Genomic DNA, 18,657 nt, shown 5'->3' on the forward strand with positions numbered 1-18,657 from the left:
CAGTTACCGAGAGGAGGCGGCATGCAGTACGAGATCAGCGGCGCGAGCCGCCTGCCGATCTACCAGCAACTGGCCCGGCAGGTGCGCGAGGGGATCGCCCGGGGGGACCTGAAACCCCAGGACCAGCTCCCCTCGGTGCGGCAGATGTCGCGAGACCTGGTGGTCAACCCGAACACCGTGGCCCGCGCGTATACCGAGCTGGAGCGCGAAGGCCTGGTGACGAACCGCCCCGGGCGCGGCGTGTTCGTCGCCGAGCCCCGCGCCGACCTGACCAGGGACGCGCGCCGGAAGCGGCTGACCGAGTCCCTCGACCGGCTGCTGACGGAGGCGGTGAACCTGGGCTTCTCGGAGGACGAGGTCGCGCGGCTCGTGGCGACGCGATCCCGGCGGTTCCGCTGGAATCCGCCCAAGCCGACCCCGAAATGAAATGAGCGGAGGGACCCGGCCATGACGTACGCGATCGAGACCGATCGCCTGACGAAGGATTACGGCGCCCGGCGGGTCGTCGACGGCCTCGCCCTGCGCGTCCCGACCGGGAGCGTCTACGGGTTCCTGGGCCGCAACGGGGCCGGCAAATCGACGACGATCAAGATGCTTTTGGGGATGGTCCAGCCCACCTTCGGGCGGGTGGAGCTGCTGGGGCATGAGCTCTCGACGCTCGCCCCGGCGGTCCGCGAACGCATCGCCTACCTTGCGGAAGGGCAGCCGCTCTACGGCTGGATGACCGTCGCCGAGGCCTCGCGATTCGCCCGCGCCTTCCACCCCGACCGGTGGGACCAGCGGATGCTCGACCAGATCCTCGACCACTTCGAGATCCCCGCGCGGGCGAAGGTCCGCCGGCTGTCGAACGGCCAGCGCGGCAACCTCGCCCTGGCGCTGGCCATCGCCCCGGACCCCGACCTGCTGATCCTCGACGACCCTACGCTGGGGCTCGACACGGTCGCCCGCCACGACTTCCTGCTGTCGCTGATCCACCTGGTCCAGCGCGAGGGGCGGACGATCCTCTTCAGCTCGCACATCCTGGCCGACGTGGAGCGCGTGGCCGACCGCGTGGGCATCCTCGTCGACGGCGTGCTCCGCGTCGACTGCCCCACCGATCGCTTCAAGGAGGCGGTGAGCAAGGTCGTCCTGGAGTTCGCGGGGAGGCCGCCGGCGTTCCCCGGCTGCACCGGGCTCGTCCAGGCGTGGGAGGTCGGCCGCCGGCTGGAACTGGTGGTCGTGGACTTCGGCGAAGACCAGCGCCGGGTGGTGGAATCGCTCGCCCCGCTCTCCTGGGACGTGGCGGCGCTGAGCCTGGAAGACGCGTTCGTCGCCTACACGCGAGGGCCCCGGCGGTCGCTCCCCGTCTTCGACGACGGCCCGCCCGAGGCCCCCGCGGCCGTCGTCGATCGGGGGGCCGCATGAGCATGAACACGCGCAAGTCTTCGCTGCCGGGTGGCCTCGTCACCGCCGCCGTCCTCGCGACCGGCTTCGGCACCGTCTGGTTCGCCCTCGCGGCATGGCTGGGGACCAGCGTCTTCGAGGCGAGCTGGGCGAAGGTCCGGCTCCCTCGCGAGATGCTCGTCGTCGCCCTCGACGGCGAGCCGCTCATCATGAGCCAGCCAATGGACGACCTGTCGCAGACGACATATCGCGACCTGAACGGCGTGTCCCGCGACGGGGATGAGCTGAGACAGCTTCCATCGACCCCGATCTACGGCGAAGGGAGTTTCGCCGGCCCCCCGACGACATCCTCGCGGCCGACCTGGCCGGACCGGGTGAAGGTCTTCCGCAACGAGTCCAAACCGGCCGAACTCTGGTACTTCGTCCACGACGGCGAGCCCGACGGCTCCGGCGTATTCGTCGGTTACGAGCGTGTGAGCAACCGTCGGATCGGCCACATCGGCCTGGCCGGCTTCCGCGAGGGTCCGCCCCCGCCTGAGGAGCGGATCCCGGTGAGCGGACGGGCGGTCATGGGGTATGCCTACTGGAGTTCCCTGCCGATCCTGGCCGCCTACCCGAGGAGTCTGGATCGTTATCGCACATTCCCCGGCGACCTCTCCCCGGATCTCGTCCACGTCCCTTCCGGGAACGCCCTGCGCGTCGTCGACCTCGGAACGCGGAAGGTCGCGACGGTCTTCGAGGCCTCGGAGCCGATCGTCGCGGTCGGCGTGCCGGCCATCGGCATGTATAACGGGGGGAGCAAGGCCGACTGGGAACGTCCGGTCCTCGTGCGGACGGCGAGCCGGATCCACAAGCTCGACCACCGGTACAAGCACCTGGGGGCGTTCGACGTCCCAGGCGACGTCCCCCCCGGCACCCTCCTCTCCTGGTATGAGACGAAGGACGGCCGGTCCACGGTCGTCGCCGTTCGGGCGGCGACGGACCAGGGAATATTCGGCGTGGCCGAGAGGGACGAGCGCATCGACCGGCTGTCGCCCGACGGCGGCATCCAGGAGACGCTCGACGTCGCCTTGAAAACCGGAATCGAGCGGCGGGAGGGATGGCAGGAGTCCGCCGTGATCGCGCTCGCCCTGCCGACGCCCGCGCCGATGGCCGCGGTCGGCTGGCTGACCTTGGGACCGGCAGCGGCGCCGGGGCGAGCGGCCCAGATGAGGCGCTTGCTGCCCGCCCTGGCGGCGGTCCTGGCCTTCGCGTTCCTCCTGGCCGCGGCGGCCTGGCGGCGGGGCCGCGGGTTTGGACTCTCCGGGCGCGAGCGAGCGGCGTGGGCGGCCTTCGTTTTGAGCTTCGGCCTGCCGGCCTTCGTCGGCTTCCTGCTCCATCGTTCCTGGCCGGCCCGGGTCCCCTGCCCGCGTTGCCGGGCGCGATCCCCCCGCGACCGCGACGCCTGTCTGGAATGCGGGGCGCCCTTCCCGGCCCCGGCCCTGCTCGGAACCGAAATCTTCGCCTGAGGCGACCACTGCGGGAGACGACCATGATCCTGGCCCTCGTTCGGAAGGAATGGCGCGAGACGCGGGCGTTTGTCGCCCTGGCGCTGGCCCTCTTCCTGGTGTACGCGAACAACCTGACGGGGCTGGGAGGCCCCGTGCTCCGGGCCGCCGCGAACCTGATTCCCGGGATGGGGGGCCCGACGCCCGAGGTGCCGTTCGTGCAGGGCAACTTCGGCTCGATGCTGTTCTTCATCGGCGGTCTGCTGGCGATCGCCCTGGGCTTCCGGCAGTCGGCCTGGGAGCCCAGCCAGGGCACGGCGCTCTACCTGCTTCATCTGCCGTTGCCGCGCCGGACGATCGTCCTGACGAAGCTGCTGACAGGCGTCGGCCTGCTGCTGGCGTGCGGCCTGGCGCCGATCCTGCTGTACGGCGCGTGGGCCGCGACGCCGAGGACGCACCCCGGCCCGTTCGCGTGGTCGATGACCGGCGAGGCGTTCCGGGTCTGGGCCGTGCTGCCGCTCGTCTACCTCGGCGCGTTCGCCAGCGGCCTCCGCCCGGCGCGCTGGTTCGGCTCGCGGCTGCTGCCGCTGGCGGCGGTCGCCCTCCCCGCCTCGATCGCCGCCCTCGCGCCGAACTGGCGTCTGATCGGCCTGCCGACCCTGGCGCTCGCGGCCGCGGCGTTCGTGGTCGTCATCCTCCGGGAGGCCGAGACGCGGGATTATTGAGGGCGGCTCCGGAAAGCCACTCACGGGTAAGGTGCTGGCACCCCTCCCTTTCAGCCTCTTGGTGCTCTTGCAATCCCCGAAAGTCGTACCGCCAAGCATCCTTCTCCCCTTGTGGGGGAAGTCGGCCGAAAGCCGGATACGGGGGAATCCCACCAGCTTCCGGTCGCGCGTCCCCTCATCCGTCGCGGCGCCTCGTCCCGCGAGAGGAGCAGGATGAACACGTGCTCGCATTCTGGTATTTCCGACAGAGCGGAGAGAAGCGATGGGCCTCGTCCAGACTTCTGAGCGACAGGACGAGGCCCCAGGCGGCCGGGATGATCTCGACGATCCCGGCCGCGTCCGCCGAGAGCCCGCTAACCGACCGAAGGCAGGAGGCTGGGCGCCCCACACGGCGTCGGCGCCGTGGAGGAGGGAGGGGGCGAATGAAACCGGCGTCGGAGGGTCGCCATCACCGGCTTCTCGAAATAGAAGGTGGTGGCGGTCGCCAGGATGATCGACGCCGCAATCGCCAGCGCGATGGAAACGATCGGCGAGAGCCCATACCTCTGCGCGTTGTAGATGATATGAAACCCCAGGACCGAATGATTCAAATACAACGAATAAGAGATGGCCCCCAGGAACACCGGAACCTTCCATCGAAGGACGCCGAGCCGCCCATTCGTGGCCAGCATGACGATAAGCGCCAACACGGCTCCAACGACCAGCTCCTTGCCGGCCTCGTGGCGAGCCGGATCCTGAGTGTAGGTCGCGAAGAGGCTCAGCACGGCGACGACGACGTAGGCGGGGCGGGGCGTCTCTCGCATTTTGTAGATGAGCACACCGACCAGCATGTAATGGATGTAGTCGAGCGCCAGGGCGGATCTCAACCAGGGCGACACGGGATTCGGCCGGTAGCGGCAGCAGAGCCCGTCGATCGCGCCGATCACCACGAGGCCGCAGAGCATCGGGACGATCCAGTCGAGCTTCTTGTAGAAGAGAAGCAGTAGCACGACGACGTAAAACGTCATTTCCAGGCCGAGCGTCCAGTAAGTGCCGCTGAGCGACGCGATATGAAACCAGCCCTGGACCATCGAAACGTCGGCCGCGGCCCGGCGGAAGAGGCGGCCCCAGCCGATGAATTCTCTTGGGCCCGGCGTCAGCGCGATCAGGAGCACGACGAACAGCAGGGATGCCCAGTAGGCCGGGTAGAGCCGGATGAAGCGGGACTTCGCGAAGTCAAGGGGATCCCGCTTGCGCTCGACGCTCATCAAGACCACGAATCCGCTGATCAGGAAGAAGAGCTGGACTCCATACATCCCATATTGGAACGAGAAAGGGAGAGGCGCATTGTAGGAGAAGAAGTCTCGATAACACGTCGTGTAATGATAGAAGACGACCGCGATGGCGGCGATTCCCCGCAGGCCATCCAGATCGTGGATCCGCATCCCCTTCGGCTTCGCTTCGAGCGGCGCGACGATGGACGCGGAGGGCGTCGCCGTGAGACTCGCGGCGAGTCTCGTGGGCTCGCCATCGGATTCGCTCAGCGGGATCGCTCGCTTATTTTGGATTTCCACCGGTCTCTGGGCCTCTAATCTCCGGCGTCGTCATCTCTTTGGGCGAAGACGGACGCGTTCGCCCTCGACCCTGGCTCGACATCTCCCCCATAACGTCCCCCTCCGAATATTGGACCGTCGTACTGGGCGATTCCTTGCACGAACGACTCGATTCAGCATTGCACCGATTATCAGGATCACCATTCGATGCATCTTGACGTCATCCATAGCTCGGCCGTTGCGTCGGCACCTCACGTTCTCGGGCGAGGAACGGGGGGGCGTCGTTCCTAATCGCCGTCGACCTGAACCCTTCCGGCGAGGCGGGCGCGAAGGTCACGGTCCGCGCGCGCGGACCAAAAAGGCCGACCTGGCCTGGTGCCGTTCGCCCGAGCCTCGATGCGGGTCGGGAAATGAAGAGCATCGGTTCCGGCACGTTCCGGCCCCGCGCTTTCCATAAGCCCCGGCCGAAACCGGCGGCGATTCATGTCGGGAATGCCGACCCGTTTTCGAGAAGCTAGCGGTCGAGTCGAGGCCCAGGCCGGAATGGACCGATTGGCGAGTTTCGGGTTTCCGGCCCTGGGTTTCCCGGTAGACTCGCCACCACTCAAATCGATCGTCGTACACCTGACAAGGAGTTCTGTCCGTGCCGGAATCCAAGCCCCCCGCCGCGTTGCTGAGCTTGCAGAATCTGATCACGGGCAAGTGGGTCGCCCAGGCGGTGAGTTTCGCGGCGAAGTTGGGGATCGCCGACTCTCTGAGGGACGGGCCGAAGGGCTGCGACGAGCTGGCCCGGATGAACCAGATGGACGCCGACGCGCTCTATCGGGTGCTCCGCGCCCTGGCGAGCGTGGGCGTGTTCGCCGAGCAGGACGACCGCCGGTTCGTCCTGACGCCGACGGCCGAGTTCCTGCGGTCGGACGTGCCGGGCTCGCTCCGGGCGGTGGCGACGATGGCCGGCGAGGACTGGACGTGGCGCCCCTGGGGCGACCTCTACGGATCCGTGAAGACCGGCGAGCCGGCCTTCGATCGCGTCTTCGGCTCGCCCGCGTTCGAGTACCTCGCGCGGAACCCGATCGCGGCGACCGTCTTCGACGAGGCCATGACCGGCTGGTCGATGCAGAACGCACACGCGGTCGCGGCGGCCTACGACTTCTCCGGGATCGAGACGTTGATGGACGTCGGCGGCGGCCACGGTTATCTGCTCGCCACGATCCTGGAGCAACGTCCGGCGCTCCGCGGCGTCCTCTTCGAGACGCCCGAGGTGGGCGAGGGGGCCAGGGATCGGCTCGACGCCCGGGGCCTCTCGGATCGTTGCCGGGTCGTCTCGGGCGACTTCTTCCAGTCGATCCCGGAAGGCGCCGACGCCTGCATCCTCAAGAGCGTCATCCACGACTGGGACGACGCCCGCGCCACGATCATCCTCAAGCACTGCGCCCGGGCCGTGGGCCGGGGGGGGCGGGTGCTGCTGGCGGAGATGATCGTCCCGCCCGGCGACGGCCCCCACCCCGCCAAGCTGCTCGACCTGGAGATGCTCGTCATGGTCGGAGGCCGCGAGCGGACCGGCGACCAGTTCCGCGAGCTGCTCGCCGGCGCCGGGATCCGGCTCGCCAGGATCGTCCCCACCGCCTCACCGATGTGCGTCGTCGAGGGCGTCGTGGAGGGCTGACGGGCCTGCGGAGGCGTCGGGGTAAAAGCGGGCGAGGCGCACCGATTCCTTGGCGCCCCGCCCGCCCGGGGAGTGTTTCAAGAGGGTGATCGCGGGGGGACGGGCGGACTCTTGGGATGAAGACTTGTGGGGGCGTTCCGGCCGTCCCGCCTCGGCGGTCGGCTGTATTATGCCTCCCCCGCGACGGAACGCAAATCGACGCGAGGGGATTCGCCGGGATTCGTCGCGAAGCCGGGCGCGAGGCCGGGCCGCGAGGTTGATCCGGGGGTCCGCGCGGGCGTAAACTGCGTCCTGGACGGGTTCCCCGTAGGCCTCTCCCTGTCACCCGGATGAATGAAGACATCGCCATGAGACGAACACGCCCCACGCTCGCGGGAATCCTCGCGACCGCCGCAATCGCCCTCGCCGGCGCGACGCTCGGGACGCCTTCCCGGGCCGAGGACGGCCCCTGGCCCGTCGCGAAGGCCGCCGCCTGGGGCGAGGCCCACCCCTGGCTCGTCGGCTGCAACTACTGCCCGAGCACGGCCATCAATCAACTGGAGATGTGGCAGGCCGAGACCTTCGACCCGGCCACCATCGACCGCGAGCTGGGCTGGGCCCATGACCTGGGCTTCAACAGCATGCGCGTGTTCCTCCACGACATCCCCTACAAGCAGGACCCCGAGGGCTTCCTCAAGCGGATCGACCAGTTCCTGGAGATCGCCGCCCGCCACGAGATCGGCGCCATGATCGTCCTCTTCGACGGCGTCTGGGACACCGACCCCAAGCCCGGCAAGCAGCGCGACCCGAAGCCCGGCCTGCACAACTCGGGATGGGTCCAGGGCCCCGGCCGCGCGATCCTCGGCGACCCCGCTCGCCACGACGAGTTGAAGGATTACGTCGTCGGCGTCGTCGGCCGCTTCAAGGACGACCCCCGCGTCCACGCCTGGGACCTGTTCAACGAGGCCGACAACCCCAACACCAACAGCTACGGCTCCACCGAGCTGAAGGACAAGCGCGACCGCGCCTGGGACCTCCTCCGGAAGACGCTCGCCTGGATCCGCCCGCTGGACCCCAGCCAGCCCCTCACCATGGGACTCTGGACCGGCGACCTCACCGACCCGGCGAAGCTGTCGCCCTTCAACAAGTTCCAGATCGAGCAGTCCGACGTCATCACCTTCCACAACTACAACCCGCCCGCGAAGATGAAGGCCGACGTCGACGCCCTGAAGAAGTACGGCCGACCCGTCCTCTGCACCGAGTACATGGCCCGCCCCAACGGCAGCCGGTTCGACCCGCTCCTCGGCTACCTCAAGGCCGAGAAGGTCGGCGCGTACAACTGGGGCTTCATCGACGGCAAGAGCCAGACCATCTACCCGTGGGACTCGTGGAAGAAGCCCTACGACGGCGAGCCCCCCGTCTGGTTCCACGACATCCTCCGCACCAACGGCCAGCCCTACGACCAGGCCGAGGTGGACTACATCAAGTCCGTCACCGGCGCGAAGAAGTAAGAGCCCGGACGCCGTCGGATTTCACGCCCGTCCGGCCGTCGCGACCATGACTTCCCCCCCGGTGGGGGAAGGTGGCCGAAGGCCGGATGAGGGGGACCATCATCGCGGTCGAGTCGAATAGCCGACGGTTTCCGTGCTCGTCTCCCCCTCATCCGGCCCTGCGGGCCACCTTCCCCCGCGAGGGGGGAAGGACGTCGTTCGGTCCGCCAGCCCTCCTTCCGAGACAGACTCCAAACGCGTGACAAAAACCGAGGGCCGCGCATGAGCACCGTCATCCGGCCCCTGGCCGAGGCCGACCTGGAGGCGCTCTCGCGGTTCCTGACGGCGGGCTTCCAGACCCCGGCCGACGCCGAGTTCGCGGCCGTCGACCTCCTGCGCTGGAAGTTCCTGGACCCCCGCGACGACGCCCCCGGCCCCCGGAGCTTCGTGGCGGTCGACGAATCGACCGGCGCGATCGTGGGGCACGTCGGCGTCTGCCCGACCGCCTTCGCCGCGCCGGGCCTCGACGCCGCCGTCCCCGCACTCCACATGATCGACTGGCTGGGCTCGCGCGAGCACCGCTCGGTCGGCGCCAGCCTGATGCGCCGGGCGCACGAGACGGCCCCGGTCCAGTTCGGCCTGGGGGGGAGCCGGGCCGGACGCGCCGTCATCAAACGCGGGGGATATGAACCGATGTCCCCGGTCTTTGTTTACGAGCGGCTCCTGAGCCCGCTCCGGCGGCTCCGCGCCGGCGGCCTCGCCCCGAAGTCGGCCGCGAGGGCGGCGCGCGACGTCGCCCGAGGTCTCGTCCATCGCCCCGGTCGGCCGGCCCTCCGCCTGGAGCTGGAGCCGGTCTCGTCGTTCGGGACGGAGGTCGTCGAGGTCGTCCGCGGGGCCTCGCGCACCGCCGTGGTCACGGCCCGCACGCCCGAGCGGCTGAATTACGCCCTGCGACACCCGCGACGGAAGCCGTCGGGCTTCCTGTTCCGTGATGCGGATGGCCGCGTCCGGGGCTTCGCCCTCGCCACCCTCCCGCCGGGCGACGGCGGCCGGCTCGTCCTCGGGCGCGTCGCCGACCTGCTGCTCGACGACGACGACCCTGACGCCTGGCACGGCGCTCTGCTCCTCCTCTCTCGGGAGATGGGCCAACTCGGCGCCGACGTCGCCCAGGCGTTCGCCTCGCCCCCCTGGATCGTCGAGGCTCTCCGACGCGCCGGGTTCGTCGCGCGCCACCCCCTGGACTTCAACCTCCGCGACCGCGAGTCGCTCCTCCCCCACGACGCGACCTTCTATCTCACGCCGATCGAAGCGGACTACGCTTATACCTGAGGGAGCCCCCCTTGCGCGATCGCACCCTGGCATCGGCCGGGCGATCGGCGCATACTCGGGACGACGGCGGGCTTCGACGGGTCTCCGCCGTCGCGACGCGCGGTCGACCCTCGGCCGCCCCCGGACGACCTGTCGCGAAGGGGAACCCGGCGATGAACATCCCGACGACCGTCCTGGCCGCCGCCCTCCTGCTCCTCGCACCGACGTTGACGTTCGCCCAGGGCGTGGGCCTCCAGAAGCCCGCCCTGCCGAAAGACGAAGGGGAGAAGCGGATCCTGGAGGCGATCGCCGACGCCCGCAAGGGCCAGCGCTACGCCAACGTCTCCGACGCCGACGGCCGGCTCATGCGGCAGCTCGTCGAGGCGGTGAACGCCAAGCGGGTCGTCGAGCTGGGGACCTCGACGGGCGAGTCGGGCCTCTACTTCTCGCTCGCCCTGCGCAAGACGGGGGGCAAGCTCTACACCTACGACATCGACCCCGGCCGCGTGGAGGTCGCCAAGGCGAACTTCAAGAAGGCCGGCGTCGAAGACCTGATCGTCGTCACCCTGGGCGACGCCCACGAGACGGCCCCCAAGAACACCGAACCCATCGACGTCCTCTTCATCGACGCCGAGAAGCCCGGCTACGACGCCTACCTCCGCGAGCTGCTCCCCCTGGTCCGCCCCGGCGGCCTGATCCTCGCCCACAACATGCGCCAGCCGGAGCCCAACCCCCGGTACATCGAGGCGATCACCACCAACCCCGACCTCGACACCTCGTTCGTCCTCATGGAAGGCGCCGGGCTGGGCGTCACCCTCAAGAAGCGTTGAGGCGCCTTCGGAGCGTCAGGACCTCGCCGTTCGAGTCGGCCTCCAGAATCGACGTGCAGGACGAGTGAACTGATGCTTGCCTATTTGCTGCTGCTTGGAATGACGGCGGCGACGCCGTGCGAGGATCTGCGCGTCGGATACCGTCGCGAGGCCGTCGAGCGCGTCGGGCCGGGGGATTGGCGGGAGGCCGTCGAGCCGGTCTGGGTCTACGCCTATCCGACGCTTCGGCTGCGGTATCGGGCCTCGGGGCTGCCGTCCGACGACTCGGCCGTGCTGACGCTCTCGCCGGGGAGCGTCGGGCCGGTGACGCCGGGGGCGACGAATCCGGAGAACCCGTTCGTCGCCGGGTCGCCGGTCCCGGCCGTCCTGGCGCGCGACCTCGCGGCCGACGTCGAGCCGCACACGCTCGACGTGGACCTTCGCGGCCGGATGCGCACGCCCCAGATCCATGAGCTGCGGTTCGCACTCCCCGAGGGGGCGAAGCTGGCCGTCGAGGAGTTGACGTTCCTCGGCGGCGCGGATCTGCTCCCGCCCGAAGCGGGCCCGACCTTGCCCGCGGGGGCGGCGGCGTGGGGCGTCGAGGGGGGCGCGGACTGCGGCGGCTGGCGGGGGACGACCCTGCGCGGCAGGGAGACGCTCCGGGTCGTCGGCGAACCTCGCGCGGGGGGGACGCTTTATCTCGGCCTGTTCCCGAACTTCGCCAACGTCGGCTCGTTCGCCGCGGGCCGATCGCCCGAGGAGGTCCGCGTGAAGGAGAGCCGCGAGACGGCCGACCTGATCGTCCGGCTGACCTACGCCGATGGCGGCGAGGAGGAGCAATACCCGCTGTCGGTCGCGGAGCGTCGCCACGTCCTCGCCAATCGCCGGCCCGCGCTCTACGCCCTGGAGCTGGAGCCGGGCCGTCCGTTGGCCTCGGCCGAGATCGTCGACCGATCGGCGCATGCTCAAATTTTCGTCTCTTCAGCCGGCGTCTCGGACGACCCGCCGCCGGGTTCGGTGGAGACGCTCCCCGCGGCCGTCGCGCGTCGGGAGGGGCGTCCCGTCGGGGCGGCGGAGGTCGAGGCGACGCACCGGATCGTCGGCGCGCCGGAGGCCGCGATCGAGGCGAGGCCGACGGAGCGGGCCGAGGCAGAGGGACGTCGGCTGGCGTTGGAGTTGAAGAACGTGGGGGCCGAGGTCCGCGAGTTCACGCTGACGTTCCCGAGCGCGACGATCCGTCCGTCGGCCGACGCCGGGGACGTGGCGTACGTCTTCCCGCGCCAGGGGGCGGTGATCGCGCGTGAGGAGGGGACGCTTGAGGCCCCGTACAACGCGGCCTTCCCGCTCCAGTTCGTCGACGTCTTCGCGCCCGGGGCCGACGCCGGCGCGGCCCTGATCGTGCGCGACGTGGAGGGGCGGGGCAAGACGTTCCGGCTCCGCAAGCAGGGGGCGGGCGTGACCGTCGAGGTCGACTACCGGGTCCGCCTGGAGCCCGGCGAATCGTGGCGCGCGCCCGAGGTCTCGATCGCCCCCCACGGCGGCGACTGGCGCGAGGGCTTCGCGGCCTATCGCGCCTGGGTCGCGTCGTGGTACAGGCCCGTCGGTCCCCGTCCCGCGTGGCTCCGTTCCGCCTTCTGGGCCCGTCGCGACTACCCCGTCGGCGGCACCGGGAAGCTGTTCGACGTGAAGCGGGGCCGTTATACGTTCGACGCCCTGGTCCGCGACGGCGAGGCGTTCGGCGGCGTCGACTTCATCGACGTCTCGAGCTGGGCCATGTCCGAAACCGTCGGCCGCGTCGGCGACTATCCGATCGAGCTTGGAGGGGTCGACGACCTGGCGCGGAACATCGCCCAGGCCCGCGCCCAGGGGGTCCCCACCGGCCTCTATTTCGAGGGCTACCTGATCGACAAGCGGTCGAAGGTCGGCCGTGAGCAGGATGGCCGCTGGCAACTCATCAACGAGGACGGCAAGGGGGCGTGGTGGAGCGGAGGCGAGGCCACCGAGCTGTTCGCCTGCCCCTACGTCCCCGACTGGCGGGCCTTCCTCGCCCGTCGCGTCGCCGAGGTGGCGAAGGACGTCGGCGCGGCGGGCGTCTACCTGGACGAGTTCGGCTTCGGCCGGATGCGCTGCTACGCCGCCGACCACGGCCATCGGCCGGGCGTCGAGACGCTCCCCGGCGAGATCGAGACGGCCCGCGCCGTGCGCAAGGCGCTCGACGACGCCGGTGCGGGGGGGACGATGATCTACATCGAGGAGACCCCGCCCGACGCCGCGGCCCCGTACTTCGACGCCGCCTTCTGCTACAATTTCAATCATGCCGACATCAACCGATCCCCCCTCAAGCTGAACCTCTCGCGGTTCGCCTTCCCGGACGTCCGGCTGTGGGACATGGTCTCCATCGGGATCGACCCCCGCGTCTTGCCGTGGGAGGACTTCCGGCTCTCGCTCTGGCACGGCAACGGCCTGTGGCTCAAGGGCCACGCCGAATCCTGGTACGGCGACGACCTGCTGGCCTGGCTCCGACGCGCGCACGGCCTGCTCAAGGCGCACGCCGAGGCGTTCGCCGGCCCGGCCGAGCCCCTGGTGGATTCGCCCCACCCGGCGGTCTTCATCAACCGGTTCGGCGTCGCGCCGAAGGTCGTCCACACGCTTTTCAACGCCTCGTACCGGACCGTCCGCTTCCCGTTCGAGGGCCGCGAGCGGACCCTCGCCCCGCGCGACGTGATGGTCGTGGAGGCGTCGGGCGAGGCAAGGTAGGGAGGCGGGGGGAGGGCCTGCGATCGGCCTCGTCGGCCCTCCTCGTTTCGACGATCGCGTTTTTTCGCGTTTTCGCGTCGCCCCGAAAGGGCGTACGTCGATTGATCCATCGGACGGCCGTCCATTTTCTCCTATCGGGTCGGATCTCGAGCCGCGATCAGGATGATCGAGGGGCCGGGCCTTGCGCCCGCGCCCGGCGTTCGAGGTCCGCGCCCGGCCCGCCGCAGGACGGCGGGACGCGCCGTCGGGGGTCCGTGGCAGGACGCCCGGCCCGTCGGCGCGATCACTTCGAGAAAGGATTCCATCCATGTCGAAGTCCAAGGATCGATCCCCAGGCCCCCGCCCGCACGGCCCAGGACGGCCGTCGCGGCGGAACCGGCGATCGAGCGCCCCGGCGCTCGCGGCGCTGGAAGACCGTCGGCTCATGTCGGCGGACCTCGGCGCGGTCACGGCGCCGATCCCATACGCCACGCCGGTCGCGCTGGTCCAGGCGACGGACCACGGGCCGACGACCACGACGGTCGCGACCGCCGATCCCACCCTCTCGTTCGAGGGCGACTACACCCTCGCGGCCAGCTCCTCCGGCGCGATCCGCCCGGTGCTCGCCCAGGTGGACGGTCGGGCCTGGCTCTCCGCCGGTTCGGACGCCCTGTTCGGCCCGATCGCCTCGCTGGTCTCCACCGGACTCCCCGGCGTGGGCGTGACGTTCCCGGTCGATCCGGGGGGCCCCGCCGACGATTCGGGCGGGCCGACGACCGACGCGGAAGCCAGGGCCGAGGCCGGCCGCAAGGCGATCGACGCCGCCTTCGCGAAGCTCGACGCCGACACGCAGGCGATCCAGGACAAGTCCGAGGTGACGCCGAAGCTCCTCGCCAGGCTCCGCAAGGCGGGCGAGAAGGTCGCCGGCGAGGCGGGCGAGCCCGACGCCACGCTGCGGAAGACGCTTGAGGACGGCATCCAGTCCGTCCAGGAGTCGGGCACGTTCACCGTCGAGCAGCGGGGACGGCTCAAGGAGGACTACACGGCCGTCCTCCGCAGCGCCGGGGTCTCCGACGGGGCGATCGCCGAGCTGTTCGCCGCGCAGGACGCCGTCGAGGCGGCCGGCCACGTCACGGCCGAAGACCTCAAGACGCTCGCCGACGACCGCCAGGCGCTCCAGGCCCTCTTCGACGCCATGCCCCAGGAGCCGGTCTCGATCCTCCCGGCGTTCGACGCCGCCTCGTCCGCGCCCGCGTCCGCGCAGGGAGGCGTCATGTTCCAGGGCTCGTGGGACGGCGGGAGCGGGAACGGGAGCGCCCCGACCGCCCAGCCGACCGGCGTCTCCACGCTCGAGCAGAGCGTCACCGCGAATGCCCGGCCGGTCGGGGGCTTCTCCGCCGTGCCTGGGATTCCCGCGCAGTTCCATCAGGGCGGCTTCGAGACGATCCGCCAGGCCGCCTCGCTCGGCGGCCGCAAAGGCGGCGGCCTCGCCCACCGGTTCGCGATCCGAAGCCCTGGCGGCCAGGCCGCGACCGGCAACGTCACGGTCAACGTCAACCAGGGCGCGTCGAACGTCGAGTCCGTCGCCCGGCGGAGCGCCCGACGCGGGAGCGTCGCGGCCGCGCGGCTCCTCTCCGCGAATCAGCCGCTCGACATCTCCTCCGGCCCGATACGGGTCAGCCAGGCCGCCGGATCGAGCGCCCGGATGGCCGCCGGCTACCTCCCGCCGGGAGGCGCGGACCAGAACCCCGGCGTCTGAGCCCGCCTGCCCCAACTTCGCCGCACCCGCCGGGGGGGGACGCCCCCCCGGCCTGGCTCGTCCGTCGGGTCGACAAGATGGCGACCGTTTTCGCCCTCCTGACGTCCGCTCGGAAGCGGTCGGGGTCGGGGAACGTCTCACGACCGGCCGGGCCGGCGATTCGGTATGGCTGATCCGGGCCGCAAGGCAAGGCATATGTCATGTCATCACCGGGGAAGATTGCGGCGGCTGCCGCCGGGTCGGCGGGCCGGGTAGGATGGACGGGGGTTTGCAGGACTCGTCGGACTCAAGCTCGACTTCGATCCCGAGGATCGTCGTCGCGTCGACGAGTTCTCCTGAGAAGCCGCGCGAGGGGACGCTGACGGAGTCCGACCGAGCCGAGGTGGAAGGGTAGATCCGCGTCAACGACGAGTTGGGCGTCCTCCCATCGAAGAGCCGGCTTTCCCTCAAGCGGGGCGTCGCGAAGGCCCCATGACCGAGGAGTTGGAACGTCGCGTTCGACGATCTGCGCGGTATCGTTGCGAGTACGGCCGCATCCCGCAGGCCGCGTCGCGGCTCCGCCATCAGATTGATCACGTCGTCGCCCGTCAGCACGGGGGCGCGGAACGTGCCTGAATGGGCGGTCCTCACGGGGCGGACGCCCGTCGGAAGGGCCACGGCGCGGGTCCTGGCGGTCAATGATCCCGGCGTGGTGGAGGTCCGCAGGGCGCTCGTCGAGGAAGGGCGGTTTCCGCCCCGTTGACGGCGCCTCGCGGGCTGGGCCTTCGGTCGCTCAAAACATCTTGCCCGGATTGCACTTAACGGTCGTTGAAAGGGGGCGTCGGCGTTGCGGCGGGGGGCGGGATCGGATAAAATCGAGGCCACTTGGAATGGCTGTTGCTGAAGACGTGCGCGCGTGGGCGCGACGTTCGGGAATCGACGAGGGAACGAAACCGCCGTGAGTACCGCCGAACTGCCGCCGAACGCGCCGCTCGCTCCCCTGCCGCTGGACATCGAGGAGGAGCTGAAGGAAAGCTACCTCAATTACGCGATGTCGGTCATCATCAGCCGGGCGTTGCCGGACGTCCGCGACGGGTTGAAGCCGTCGCAGCGGCGGATCCTGGTCGCCATGCGGGACCTGGGGCTGACCCCGGGGAGCTCCACCAGCAAGTGCGCGGGCATCGTCGGCGAGACGATGAAGCGGTACCACCCCCACGGCGACAACTCCATCTATCCCACCCTGGCCCGCATGGCCCAGTGGTGGAACATGCGGCACCTGCTGATCACCGGGCAGGGGAACTTCGGCAGCATCCACGGCCTGCCGCCGGCCGCCATGCGGTACACCGAGGCGAAGCTGAGCCCGGTCGCCGCCGAGATGCTGGAAGACATCAACTACGACACGGTCGACTTCCAGCCCAACTACGACGAGAAGTACCAGGAGCCGCGGGTCCTGCCGGGCAAGTTCCCGAACCTGCTGGTCAACGGCTCCGGGGGCATCGCCGTCGGCATGGCGACGTCGATCCCGCCGCACAACCTGGGCGAGGTCTGCGACGCGGTGCTGGCCTACATCGACGACCCGGCCATCGGGCTCGACGAGATCATGGAGCACCTCCCCGCGCCCGACTTCCCGACCGGGGGGGTCATCTGCGGCCGGATGGGGGTGAAGGAGGCGTATCGCAGCGGCCGGGGCCGGGTGATCCTCCGCGCCACGTCGACCATCGAGGAGCTGAAGGACGGCCGCTCCCAGATCGTCTTCTCCGACATCCCCTACCAGCTCACCAAGGAGCCGCTTTTCAAGAAGCTGGCCGAGCTGATCAACAACGGCCGGATCACCGGCGTCTCCGACATCGTCGACGAGAGCGACCGCAAGCAGCCGGTGCGGATCGTCGTGAAGCTGAAGAAGGCGGAAGACCCCAACGTCATCCTGAACCAGCTCTACGAGTTCTCGCCGCTGCAAGACACCTTCAGCGTCATCATGCTGGCCCTGGTGGACGGCCGCCCCAAGACGCTGCCGATCAAGGAGTTCCTCCGGCTCTTCGTCGACCACCGGATCAACGTCATCCGCCGCCGCACCCGATACCTGCTCCGCCAGGCGAGGCAGCGGGCGCACATCGTCGAAGGCCTGCTGATCGCGCTGCACCACATCGACGAGATCATCCGCGTGATCCGGTCGTCGGCCAACCCGGCCGAGGCCCGCGTGCGGTTGATGACGATGGAGGTCTCCGCCCAGATCCTCCAGCGCGCCCTCGACGATCCCGACGCCAAGCAGTCCGCCAGCCTCACCCGAATGCAGGCCGACGCCATCCTGGCCATGCAGCTCCAGCGGCTCACCGGCCTGGAGGCCGACAAGCTGGCGGCCGAGTACCTGGGCCTCAAGGCCGACATCGACCGCTACGAGGCCATCCTCGGCGACGAGCAGATCATCCTCGGCCTCATCCGCGACGACCTGCTGGAGCTGAAGTCGAAGTACGCCAACCCCCGCCGGAGCACCATCTCCGACGAGGAGCTGGGCAACTACGACAAGGAAGCCCTGATCCGCGAGGAGTACATGGTGGTGACCGTCACCCACGACGGTTACATCAAGCGCCAGCCCCCCAGCACCTATCGCGCCCAGGGTCGCGGCGGGCGCGGCATCACCGCCGCCAACACCCGCGAGGGGGACTTTCTCGAACATATGTTCGTCGCCCTCACGCACGACTATCTGCTCTTCTTCACCGACCACGGCAAGGTCTTCTGGCTGAAGGTCTACGACCTGCCGATCGCCACCAGGACCTCGGGCGGACGCGCGATCGTCAACCTGCTGCAGGTCTCCGAGGGGGAGAAGATCACCGGCATCGTCCCCGTCCGCAAGTTCCGCGACGACGAGTCGCTGATGATGGTCACCCGCCGGGGGACCGTCAAGAAGACCGAGCTGACCGCCTTCCGACGCCCCCTGGGCCGGGGCATCATCGCCCTGGGGCTCGACGAAGGGGACCAGTTGATCGGCGTCGCCCGGACCAAGGTCGGCGACCAGGTGATCCTCAGCACCCGCGAGGGGATGGCCGTCCGGTTCGACGAATCGTGCGTCCGCTCGATGGGGCGCCCCGCGCACGGCGTCCGGGGTATCAATCTGGAAGAGGGCGACGAGGTCGTCGGCATGATCGTCGCCAACGGCCAGGAAGACCCCGCCAGCCTGCTGACGGTCTGCGAGAACGGCTTCGGCAAGCGGACCCTCCTCTCCGAGTACCGCTCGCAGAACCGAGGCGGCAAGGGCCTGATCGACATCAAGACCAGCGACCGCAACGGCCGGGTCGTCGCCATCAGCAAGGTGACCGACGCCGACGAGGTCATGATCACCACCACCGGCGGCATCCTGATCCGGACCCGCGTGGGCGACACCCGCCCCATCGGCCGCAACACCCAGGGCGTCCGCCTGATCCGCCTCGACGAAGGAGACGCCGTCAGCAGCCTCGCCAAGCTCCCCGAGGAGGAACTCGGCGGCGACGAGGCCGTCCTCGACGTCCTCGACCACGGCGAAGGCGCCCCCCTCCCCACCAACGGCCACATCCTCGACGACGGCGTCGCCGAGGCCGAAGCCCAGGACCACCCGGAAATCGAGGACGAGTCGACCGACGACGGGTCGACCGAGGAAGAGTCGGGAGAGTGAGGCCGACGGCCCCTCATGCCACCGTCGCGATCACGACTTCCCCCGCGAGGGGGGAAGGACTTTATGGGGCCGGACTCGGATTGCGACGGCCCTCCGGACCGGCTTCCCCGGCGTGGGCGTCGGGGGTGCTGGCGCGATCCACGTGCTCCCCGTGTGGT

General features: G+C 69.8%; 12 protein-coding genes. 11 read left to right on the forward strand and 1 reads right to left on the reverse strand.

The window, feature by feature from the left end; translation table 11 throughout:
- The first annotated feature begins 21 nt into the window (after positions 1–21).
- Genes VT85_RS24860 through VT85_RS24875 form a run of 4 tightly spaced genes read left to right on the forward strand, consistent with a single transcriptional unit; the run spans position 22 to position 3,595 of the window.
- Positions 22–426: a GntR family transcriptional regulator gene (locus tag VT85_RS24860; protein ID WP_068420927.1), complete on the forward strand. Its 405-nt coding sequence runs from the start codon at positions 22–24 to the stop codon at positions 424–426.
- Positions 427–447: 21 nt separating this feature from the next.
- Positions 448–1,404, forward strand: coding sequence for an ABC transporter ATP-binding protein (locus VT85_RS24865; protein ID WP_068420928.1), 957 nt, complete (start codon positions 448–450; stop codon positions 1,402–1,404).
- Complete coding sequence (locus VT85_RS24870; RefSeq protein WP_156513091.1) at positions 1,401–2,891, forward strand: hypothetical protein; 1,491 nt, start codon at positions 1,401–1,403, stop codon at positions 2,889–2,891. The genes VT85_RS24865 and VT85_RS24870 overlap by 4 nt, the downstream gene beginning before the upstream one ends.
- Positions 2,892–2,914: 23 nt before the next feature.
- Entirely contained in the window at positions 2,915–3,595 is a 681-nt protein-coding gene (locus VT85_RS24875; RefSeq protein WP_068420932.1) for an ABC transporter permease subunit, read from the forward strand.
- Between the two features lie 353 nt (positions 3,596–3,948).
- On the opposite strand, the gene VT85_RS24880 is transcribed toward VT85_RS24875, so the two are convergent.
- Complete coding sequence (locus tag VT85_RS24880; protein ID WP_156513092.1) at positions 3,949–5,019, reverse strand: acyltransferase family protein; 1,071 nt, start codon at positions 5,017–5,019, stop codon at positions 3,949–3,951.
- A 751-nt stretch (positions 5,020–5,770) separates the two neighbouring features.
- On the opposite strand from VT85_RS24880, the gene VT85_RS24885 reads away from it, so the two are divergent.
- The 7 genes from VT85_RS24885 to gyrA all read left to right on the forward strand — a co-directional run bounded on the left by VT85_RS24885 (position 5,771) and on the right by gyrA (position 18,499).
- On the forward strand, positions 5,771–6,793 hold the full coding sequence (locus VT85_RS24885) for a methyltransferase (RefSeq protein ID WP_197490999.1): 1,023 nt from the start codon (positions 5,771–5,773) through the stop codon (positions 6,791–6,793).
- Between the two features lie 347 nt (positions 6,794–7,140).
- A complete protein-coding gene (locus VT85_RS24890; RefSeq protein ID WP_068422642.1) occupies positions 7,141–8,283 on the forward strand; it encodes a cellulase family glycosylhydrolase in 1,143 nt (380 codons plus the stop codon).
- A 261-nt stretch (positions 8,284–8,544) separates the two neighbouring features.
- Positions 8,545–9,591, forward strand: coding sequence for a hypothetical protein (locus VT85_RS24895; protein WP_068420943.1), 1,047 nt, complete (start codon positions 8,545–8,547; stop codon positions 9,589–9,591).
- Positions 9,592–9,743: 152 nt separating this feature from the next.
- Positions 9,744–10,400, forward strand: coding sequence for an O-methyltransferase (locus tag VT85_RS24900; RefSeq protein ID WP_156513093.1), 657 nt, complete (start codon positions 9,744–9,746; stop codon positions 10,398–10,400).
- A gap of 72 nt (positions 10,401–10,472) precedes the next feature.
- Positions 10,473–13,136: a DUF6259 domain-containing protein gene (locus VT85_RS24905; protein ID WP_156513094.1), complete on the forward strand. Its 2,664-nt coding sequence runs from the start codon at positions 10,473–10,475 to the stop codon at positions 13,134–13,136.
- Positions 13,137–13,443: 307 nt separating this feature from the next.
- Positions 13,444–14,874: a hypothetical protein gene (locus VT85_RS24910; protein ID WP_156513095.1), complete on the forward strand. Its 1,431-nt coding sequence runs from the start codon at positions 13,444–13,446 to the stop codon at positions 14,872–14,874.
- A gap of 937 nt (positions 14,875–15,811) precedes the next feature.
- Positions 15,812–18,499 (forward strand): DNA gyrase subunit A, encoded by a 2,688-nt coding sequence (gyrA, locus tag VT85_RS24920; protein ID WP_082859050.1) that lies wholly within the window; start codon positions 15,812–15,814, stop codon positions 18,497–18,499.
- Positions 18,500–18,657: the final 158 nt, after the last annotated feature.

Origin of the sequence: Planctomyces sp. SH-PL62 (assembly GCF_001610895.1) — a bacterium.
GTDB lineage: Bacteria > Planctomycetota > Planctomycetia > Isosphaerales > Isosphaeraceae > Paludisphaera.